The following is a 7,787-nucleotide window of genomic DNA, read 5'->3' as shown; positions in this document are numbered from 1 at the left end:
GCGTTGGTCTCCACCAGCTGGTGGTGCTCCACCAGCTGCGGCACGAAGGCGGTGGACGCCGTGCTGCCCAGGACCTGGAGGGAGGCGACCAGGAACGACACCGTGTACAGCTGGACCAGGGACGGTGTGGCGACCAGCGACACCAAAGGCACGCTGGCCAGCACGGCGCCGCTGGCCAGCTCGCAGGCGATGACGATCGGCCGCTTGGGCCAGCGGTCGGCCAGCACGCCGGCGTGAAGGGTGAACAGCAGCGGGGGCAGGCGGCCGGCCACCGCCAGGCCGGCGACCTGCAGGGTGGAGGCGTGCAGCTGCAGCGCGGCGACGACCGGAACGGCCACCAGCGTCACCCCGCTGCCGGCGACCGAGATCCCCTGTCCCAGGGCGTAGTTGCGGAAGTCCGGCTGCCGCCACAGCGCGCCCGGACGGTCCGGCCGACCGCGAGCCGGGGGCGGGTTCACCGGCCCGCCCGGATCAGATCGAGGACCTCCGTGGTGGGCCGCACGTCGCCGAAGGACCGGTAGAGGGTCCGCAAGGTGGCGTTGTGGACCTCATCGCTGCCGGCGGCCGTGCCGTCGGCCACCACGATCACCCGCAGGCCCAGGGTGAAGGCGTCGCGCGCCGACCCGGCCACGCACACGTCGGTGACGACCCCGCACACCACCACGGTGTCGATGCCACGCTCGGCCAGCAGGCCGGGCAGCGGGCAGAACCCGGGGAAGAACGCGCTGGATACGGCCTTCTCCACGAGCAGGTCGCGGCCCTCGTCAACGGTGAACTGCGGCCACAGGCGCCCGGCGAGCGGGCCGCTGCCGCCAGAGGTGCGGAACATCTCCGCGATCTCGGGGCCGTAGAACTCCTGGCGGGCAGCGGTCGGCTCGCCGTCGCCCGGCAGTACCCAGGCCACCAGACCGCCGGCATGGCGCAGGGCATCGGCCAGCGCCTCGATCTGCGGGATGATGCCGCGCGCGTACGGCCCGTCGAAGAAGGGCACCATGTCGACCACCACCAGGGCGGTGCGGGCCGGGTCGAGCCGGGTGTAGGCGTGCCGGCGTCCCCGGCGCTGCTCTTGGCGGGCGTACTCGCGCTCCGGGATCACCCAGCCGTGCACCCGGGCCGGCACCTCCGCTGCCGGTTGGGCGCTCACACGCGCCCCGCTGCACTGACGGCCTGGGCAGCCATCAGGACCGACACCACCGCTCCGGACAGCAGGAGCCGGCCGTCCATCGTGGCGGCCACTGCCTCCTCCAGCGGCCACCACTCCACGGTCATGCCCGTCTCGGCGCCGGTCAGCTCCTGCTCACCGACCGTCAGATCCCGGGCGATGAACATGTGCAGGCGGGCGGTGGACTTGGTCATCAGCGCGATCTCGCCGAGCGGGCTCCAGGTGGCGGCCGTGATGCCCGACTCCTCCTTGAGCTCGCGGCGGGCGCCCTCCAGCGAGTCCTCACCTGGGTCCAGTTTCCCGCCGGGCATCGTCCATGCGGGCCCCGGCGTCCAACTGCGCCGCGCGTAGCGGACGGTGGCGATCTGGTCGGTGTCCAGGTCGTGGGCGATGACGCAGACCGACAGCCTGCTCGTCTCGTGCATCAGGTGCTCCTCGTTGACGTGGGAGGGCGGGAGGGCGGAGTCGCGGGGGGTTAGCCGGTTCATCCCGGTGAGATGGAGCGCAGTGCCATGAAGCCGTCGACGGGCTCGAAGCCGAGGCTGCGGTAGAGCGGGGCGCCGGCGTCGGTGGCGCGCAGTTCGATGGAACAGCCGCGTTGCTTGATCGCGGTGACCAGCGCGCTGGTGACGGCGCGGGCGAGGCCCTGGCGGCGGTGGCCGGGGTCGGTGACGACTGTGTGGATCCTGGCCCATCGCCCGGTCGGGTACGTGGGGCCGCAGTAGCCGTGGTAGACGATGCCGATTGCGCAGGCGGCGAGGCTGCCGCCGGGGGCGTCGGCGACGTAGGCGAGCAGGTTGGGGTCGGTGCCCAGGCGTTGGCGCATGTCGTCACGGAAGGTCGTCCGCCACTGGTTGGTGACCGGTTCGTCGGTCAGCACGGTGACGCGCAGCCGAAGCAACTCGTCGGCGTCCTGCGGCGTGGCAAGGCGTACACGCGGATCGGGTGCGGACACTCCGGTTCTCCTCATAGAGGCGGGTGGGGGCGGTCGATGGCACGGACATGGCGGTCGATCAGCGGCTTTAGCCGTCGCGCGCGGGCAACTCCGAGAGCGCGGTCTCGCGCATGATGCGGTCGACCGTGTCGCGCAGGGTGCTCTCGCTGCCGATGACGGTCTCGATTCCGCCGGGAAGAACGTCGCGCTCGCGGTACCAGTCGCGCAGTTCCCGCTCGGTGACGGCCGCCGCCAGGTACTCGGGATCGGTTTTCGAGGCGTGGCGGACCAGCGTCTCGTCGATCGGGATGTCGAGGTAGTAGCAGTGGGTGATGCCGCGGTGGTCGTCCACCAGGCGTTGGAGCATCTCGCCGTAGTGATCGGCGTACAGGATGCCCTCGATGACGACGTGGTAGCCGGCGCCCAATGCGTACCGGGCCACCGTGTCGATCAGGCCGATGTTCGCGCCGCCGGGCCGGTCCCGCTCGCGCAGCACGATCTGGCGGAGATTGTCCTGGGCGACCACGGCCAGGCCCCGGCCGAACCGGTCCCGGATGCCCGCCGCGACCGACGACTTGCCCGACGCTGAGTTTCCCCGGACGACCACGAGACGGGTCTCCGTGCTCCCCGCAGGCGTCCCGGCGGCCGGGAGCCTCGGGTGGCTCGTGGTGCTCATGCCGGCCATCCGACGACGGACAGCGGGCGGCCGGCGGTGATCTGCGTGAGCGCGTCGGCGGTGTAGCCGGCGGTCGGCTCCGGAAGCCCGTCCAGCGGCCAGAAGCGGAGGGCGGCGCATTTGTCCGGTTCACGGTTGGTGATCTTGCCGGTGTACGCGCGCGGGGTGAAGAACAGCTGGAGGCGTGCGGCACCGTCGTCGGCGTCGAGGTGGTGGAGGGTGTGCACCAGGTCGAGGTCCTCCTCCTGGATGGTGATGCCGAGTTCCTCGTCGGCCTCGCGGGCCACGCCGGCCAGGACGGACTCTCCCGCTTCGAGGTGGCCGGCCGGAGCGTGCCAGTGCTGGGAGGCGAAGGTGGTGTTGGCGCGCTGTCCGAGCAGCACCCGACCGTTCTCGATCAGGACCAGGTGGACTCCCACAACCAGCGTGTGCGGCACGGGACGTCTCCTTCCCACGGGTAAGGGAACCAGCGCGGGGAGCGCGGCCGGTTCAGGGCATGGCGAAGCTGCGATCAAACTGGTGATCGTTCGTCGTACGTGAGTGCATAGGCAGGTGTCCCACCGTAGGCGGCCCGGCAGGGCCGCGTCGGCGTGTCGCGGCAGAAGCCACACGATCCGGTGAACAGCCCCAACTCGTCATACTGGTGCGGAGGTTGCGGGTCGAACAGGGAAGTGTGCCACGGGGTACTGACAACCGCGCCAGCGACGTTCACCTTCGACCCGCAGACGGTGTTGCGCATCTCGCTGCCGCCCACTACGCCACCATGGCGGGGGGAAGCGCCTGGTCGACGGCGGCGCGTGGTCCGGGCAGTGCCGGGCGCCGGGCTTGCGGTCGGGTGGCCAGGCGGACGGCCGCGTCCGTCAGGCTCCAGTGGGAGAAGCCCTGCGGGTAGTTCCCGAGCTGCCGCCGAGCGAGGGGGTCGTACTCCTCGGCGAGGAGCCCGAGATCGCTGCGCAGGGGAAGTAGCCGGTCGAACAGCTCGCGAGCCTCGGAGTGCCGGCCGATGACGGCAAGGCTCTCGGCCAGCCAGAACGTGCAGGCCAGGAAGGCGCCCTCGTGGCCGGCGAGCCCGTCCACGTTGCCGTCGGCATCCCCGCGGGTGGCGTAGCGCAGCACCAGAGCGTGCTCGGTGAGTTCGCGCTGGACAGCCTCCACGGTGCGGATGAGGCTCTTGTCGTCCGGTGGCAGGAAGCCGACCAGGGGCAAGAGCAGCAGGGAGGCGTCGAGGGCCCGGCTGCCGTAGGACTGGGTGAAGGTGCCGCTCTCCGGGTTGAAGCCGCGGGTGCAGACGTCGGTGTGGATCTGCTCGCGCAGGTGGGCGAGGCGGACGAGGACGGCAGGGTCGGTGGCACTCCGGCGTTCCAGCAGCCGCAGGGTCCGGTCCACGGCGACCCAGCACATGACCTTGGAATGGGTGAAGTGCCGGGCCGGGCCCCGGATTTCCCAGATGCCCTCGTCGGGCTCGCGCCAGCGCCGCTCCAGCTGCTCGGCGAGCGCCAGGAGCAGGGCGTCGCACTGCGGGGACGGGGCCAGGCCGGCGTCCTCGGCGAGGAGCAGGGTGTCGGCGAGTTCGCCGTAGACGTCGAGCTGGAGCTGGTCAGCGGCGCCGTTGCCGATGCGCACCGGCCGGGAGCCCTCGTAGCCGGGCAGGTGGTCCAGGGTCTCCTCGTCGAGGTCGGCGTCGCCGTTGACGCGGTATATCGGCTGGAGGCGTTCGGGGTTGACGGTGTCGACCAGCCAGTTGCGCCACTGGCGGGCCTCGTCGAGGATGCCGAGCCGCAGCAGGGCGGCGATCGTCAGCGCGCTGTCGCGCAGCCAGACGTAGCGGTAGTCCCAGTTCCGTTCGCCGCCGAGCTGCTCGGGCAGGGAGGTGGTGGGCGCGGCGATGACACCGCCGCCCGGGTGGCAGAGGGCCTTGAGGGTGAGGGCGGAGCGCACCACGGCCTCGCGGTCCGGGCCGCGGTAGGTGCAGCCGGCGGCCCACTGCTCCCAGAACTCGGTGGTGACGTCGAGTTCCGTGAAGGCGTCGGGCGGGACCGGGCCAGCGGGACGGTGGGAGGGAGCCCAGGCGAGGGTGAGCACGACGCTCTGGCCGGCGCGGACGGTGAAGTCGGCCCGGCATACGCCCCGCACGTTGGCGGTGTGTTGGGGGTCGTCGAGCCAGTACGAGTCCGGGTGGGCGGTTGCCCGTAGCCGGTGGGCTCCGTGGGCGGTTCGCTCGAAGTACGGGCGGGTGGCGCCGTAGCCGGGACGGGGCCGGAAGACGCTGGCGACGCGGACCTCGCCGCTGATGCCTTCGACGATCCGGATGATCCAGGGCTCGGCGTGGTCGCTGACGGTGGGGGCCGGCATGAAGTCGGTGACCGCGACGGTACCGGCGCTGGTGTCCCATACCTGGCGCAGGACCAGGGAGTTGCCCACGTAGTGGCGGCGGTCGGCGACCGGGGGCGGTGAGCCGTCGTAGACGGCGGGGCCGACGCGCCACAGACCGTGCTCGTCGGTGCCGAGCAGCGAGGCGAACACCGCTGGCGAGTCGAAGCCGGGCAGGCAGGCCCAGTTGATCGAGCCGTCCGGGCGGACCAGGGCGGCGGAGACGGTGTTGCCGAGGAGCGCGTGGTCCTCGATCCGGGAAGGGGCGGTGGTGCGCACGGGGGTCCTGACGTGGGTGGGACGGTGGGTGGTCAGTGGTCAGTGGTCAGTGGTCGGTGGTCAGTGGTCAGTGGTCAGTGGTGAGCGGGGGCAGGGGCCGCGAGCGCGGCAAGGGCGGCGGCGACGGTGGCGGCGAGCGTGTCGGCCACCGGCAACCACGGCATGAGGTTCGCGAGCAGCACGCGGTTGGCCCGCTGGGCGGGGTCGGCCGGGGTGCAGCCGACGATCACCGTCCCGCCGTACGGGGTGAACCCGGCCTCGTAGCAGTCGTGCACGCGCACGTGCCCGATCGGGTTCCAGAACAGGACGACGTCGGTGCGCCGGATGTTGCGGTCCTGCCAGCCGAACGGCTGCCACGCGCGGTAGGGGTCGGTGGCCGGGTTGCGCGACGGCCGGGGGTTGAGCACCGTGCCGTCGAAGCCCGCGGTCGCGAACAGGTCGACCGCTTCGCTCTGCCAGTCCCGGCAGCCGACTGTTGCTCCGGCGAGGAACACCGCTGGGCGGCCGTCCGGCTCGTACGGCTCTGGCGCCTCGACGTATCGAAGGTTCACCGGATGCCACCGGGGTGATCCGTCGCAGCGGGTGCCTCGGTGGAGGACGGTAGGCGTGATCATCTGCTCTCTGAGGTCGAAGGGGTGCGGCCCTGGCCCGAACGGCCGCCATGGGTACTGCGGGCGTTCTGTTCAGCCGGACCGGCGGCGGTTGCCGGGATGGTCCGGGGCGTTCGGGGGCGGCGCGCGGTGGCCCACCACGCGGTCGGCCACGCCGAGGGTGCACAGGGCGACGACGGCGAAGATGCCCAGGTAGAGCGGCTGTCTGAGGGCGGTGCGGTGCTCCAGCAGGTAGATGGCGCCGCCGCCGACGAGGACGCCGAGCAGGAAGCAGAGCACGGCGAGTCCGATGCGCCTGATGCGTCGTTGAGCGCTCACGGTGCCACGGCCTGCTGCTCGGCGGTCGGGGCGAGCGGTCCAGTCGGCCAGGCGGGGTCGATGCTGTTCAGCCAGACCAGCTGGGCCAGGACACCGACGACGACGGCCTGGGGCTGGGCGAGTCCTCGATGATTGCCACGGTCCAGCCGAACAGAGGAGAAAAGCCGTGCCCGAGCAGTTCATGAGTGTCAAGCAGACAGCAGAGTATCTGAACATGTCTCTTGCCTGGGTCTATCGCGAGGCTCCTCGGTTGGGCCTCTCCGCGTACAAGTTCGGAAGCGGGAGGAACGCGAAGCTTCAGTTCAAGGTGTCGGAGGTGCAGGCCTGGGTGAAGCAGCAGAAGATGCCTGCACCCTGAGCGTGCCGTCGTCAAGCGCTGAGAGGGCCCGCCCAAAGAACGAGACGGGCCCTCTCAGCGCGTTCAGGTGGCCAGGCCGAGATCGAGGAGCTGGGCGGCTCGGCTGATGGAGCCGGGCATGAGGTGGCGGTAGATCGTGAAGGTGACGTCGACGCTGCGGTGGCCCATCCATTCCGCCACGTCGGTGATCGGTATGCCGTTACTCAGGCAGTTCGACGCGAAGAAGTGGCGGAGCCCGTAGAGCACCATCCCTTCGGGGACGTCAGCCTGGCCGGATTTCTTGATCTTCCGCCACTGACTGTCGATGACGTGGTGCGGAATGGCCTGGGTGATGTCCCTGGGATTGCGGAGGAGGTAACCGTCCACGGTTCCGTACGTATCGGCGTACCACTCGATGGAGTGTTTGGTGCGGGCCGGCAGCGGAACGTCGCGGTACTCGCCGACCTTGCGGTGCTTCAGGCGGGCGTAGGCCTTGGTGGCCTGGTTGACCTGCTCGGTGACACGGTAGACGTTGTCGGCGACGATGTTGTTGATGTTGACCGCGTACGCTTCGCCGTTCGCAGCCCGCAGCCGCTCATGAGGTCGGTGACCAAGCGGAAGGCGTCGTCGCCCGCGGTCCGGATCTGCTGCAACTGGGCGACGGACGGGATCACCGCACGCTCCGGGTCGTACTGAGGTGCCTTGACCCCGTCGAGCGGGCTGTCCTCATAGAGGCCGAGCCGGTGCGCGTCCAGCAGGATGGTCTTCAGGCTGATGAAGACGTTGGTCTGGGTGGCCATGCCGATGCCGTTCCGCTCCATGGTCTGGATGAAGGCTTCGACGACCTTGTGGTCGAACGTACCCATGCGTCGGCTGCCGAAGGCGGGGAGGAGGTGGTTCCTCAGAAGGGAGTCGAGGTTCCGCAGCGAAGTGGGGCTTAGGTCGCGCTGGCCTTTGAGTCATTCGGCGACATAGTCGGAGAAGCGCATCACCCCGTATTTCTGGGAGCAATGCTGAAGACCTGTGGATCGGTTCCGGAAGGAACGCGGAGGGCGTACCTTCCCGAATGATCCTTTGATGGTCTCCGAGTAGGCCCGCGT

The 7,787-nt window shown here is 70.4% G+C and carries 12 protein-coding genes; 1 reads left to right on the top strand and 11 read right to left on the bottom strand.

Annotation, left to right across the window (positions count from 1 at the left end; all coding sequences use genetic code 11):
- The 9 genes from ACH4E7_RS45025 to ACH4E7_RS44985 form a co-directional block, all read right to left on the bottom strand.
- On the bottom strand, positions 1–458 hold a 458-nt coding region (locus ACH4E7_RS45025; RefSeq protein WP_396255033.1), incomplete at its 3' end, for an MFS transporter.
- Complete coding sequence (locus ACH4E7_RS45020) at positions 455–1,144, bottom strand: isochorismatase family protein (protein WP_396255032.1); 690 nt, start codon at positions 1,142–1,144, stop codon at positions 455–457. The genes ACH4E7_RS45020 and ACH4E7_RS45025, both read right to left, overlap by 4 nt.
- Positions 1,141–1,587, bottom strand: a complete 447-nt coding sequence (locus ACH4E7_RS45015; RefSeq protein ID WP_396255031.1) for an NUDIX domain-containing protein — start codon at positions 1,585–1,587, stop codon at positions 1,141–1,143. The genes ACH4E7_RS45020 and ACH4E7_RS45015 overlap by 4 nt, the downstream gene beginning before the upstream one ends.
- Positions 1,588–1,646: 59 nt before the next feature.
- Positions 1,647–2,117, bottom strand: a complete 471-nt coding sequence (locus ACH4E7_RS45010) for a GNAT family N-acetyltransferase (RefSeq protein ID WP_396255030.1) — start codon at positions 2,115–2,117, stop codon at positions 1,647–1,649.
- Positions 2,118–2,184: 67 nt separating this feature from the next.
- The gene (locus ACH4E7_RS45005) at positions 2,185–2,772 is read right to left on the bottom strand and encodes a kinase (protein ID WP_396255029.1); all 588 of its coding nucleotides are present in this window, start codon (positions 2,770–2,772) and stop codon (positions 2,185–2,187) included.
- Complete coding sequence (locus ACH4E7_RS45000; RefSeq protein WP_396255028.1) at positions 2,769–3,209, bottom strand: NUDIX domain-containing protein; 441 nt, start codon at positions 3,207–3,209, stop codon at positions 2,769–2,771. Before ACH4E7_RS45000 ends, ACH4E7_RS45005 begins: the two co-directional genes overlap by 4 nt.
- Positions 3,210–3,525: 316 nt before the next feature.
- Positions 3,526–5,421, bottom strand: coding sequence for a glycoside hydrolase family 15 protein (locus tag ACH4E7_RS44995; protein WP_396255027.1), 1,896 nt, complete (start codon positions 5,419–5,421; stop codon positions 3,526–3,528).
- Positions 5,422–5,495: 74 nt separating this feature from the next.
- Positions 5,496–5,972, bottom strand: coding sequence for a hypothetical protein (locus ACH4E7_RS44990; RefSeq protein WP_396255026.1), 477 nt, complete (start codon positions 5,970–5,972; stop codon positions 5,496–5,498).
- A 132-nt stretch (positions 5,973–6,104) separates the two neighbouring features.
- Positions 6,105–6,350 carry a hypothetical protein gene (locus ACH4E7_RS44985; protein ID WP_360465563.1) on the bottom strand — a complete coding sequence of 82 codons (246 nt, stop codon included), beginning with the start codon at positions 6,348–6,350 and terminating at the stop codon, positions 6,105–6,107.
- Between the two features lie 166 nt (positions 6,351–6,516).
- On the opposite strand from ACH4E7_RS44985, the gene ACH4E7_RS44980 reads away from it, so the two are divergent.
- A complete protein-coding gene (locus tag ACH4E7_RS44980; RefSeq protein WP_396255025.1) occupies positions 6,517–6,708 on the top strand; it encodes a helix-turn-helix transcriptional regulator in 192 nt (63 codons plus the stop codon).
- Positions 6,709–6,771: 63 nt separating this feature from the next.
- Here the strand turns inward: ACH4E7_RS44980 and ACH4E7_RS44975 are convergent, their stop codons facing one another.
- Positions 6,772–7,128, bottom strand: a complete 357-nt coding sequence (locus ACH4E7_RS44975; RefSeq protein WP_396255034.1) for a tyrosine-type recombinase/integrase — start codon at positions 7,126–7,128, stop codon at positions 6,772–6,774.
- A 35-nt stretch (positions 7,129–7,163) separates the two neighbouring features.
- Positions 7,164–7,553 (bottom strand): hypothetical protein, encoded by a 390-nt coding sequence (locus ACH4E7_RS44970; RefSeq protein WP_396255024.1) that lies wholly within the window; start codon positions 7,551–7,553, stop codon positions 7,164–7,166.
- Between the last annotated feature and the right edge of the window lie 234 nt (positions 7,554–7,787).

Origin of the sequence: Kitasatospora sp. NPDC018058 (assembly GCF_044327205.1) — a bacterium.
Taxonomy (GTDB): Bacteria; Actinomycetota; Actinomycetes; order Streptomycetales; family Streptomycetaceae; genus Kitasatospora.
The sequence above is the reverse complement of the archived record's forward strand: the minus strand, read 5'-3'. Positions and strand labels throughout refer to the sequence as shown.

What these genes read in the sequence shown, in the direction of transcription:
- ACH4E7_RS45005 (WP_396255029.1), bottom strand. Translation starts at nt 2,772, where the DNA reads ATGAGCACCACGAGCCACCCGAGGCTCCCGGCCGCCGGGACGCCTGCG.
- ACH4E7_RS44970 (WP_396255024.1), bottom strand. Translation starts at nt 7,553, where the DNA reads ATGGGTACGTTCGACCACAAGGTCGTCGAAGCCTTCATCCAGACCATG.
- ACH4E7_RS45015 (WP_396255031.1), bottom strand. Translation starts at nt 1,587, where the DNA reads ATGCACGAGACGAGCAGGCTGTCGGTCTGCGTCATCGCCCACGACCTG.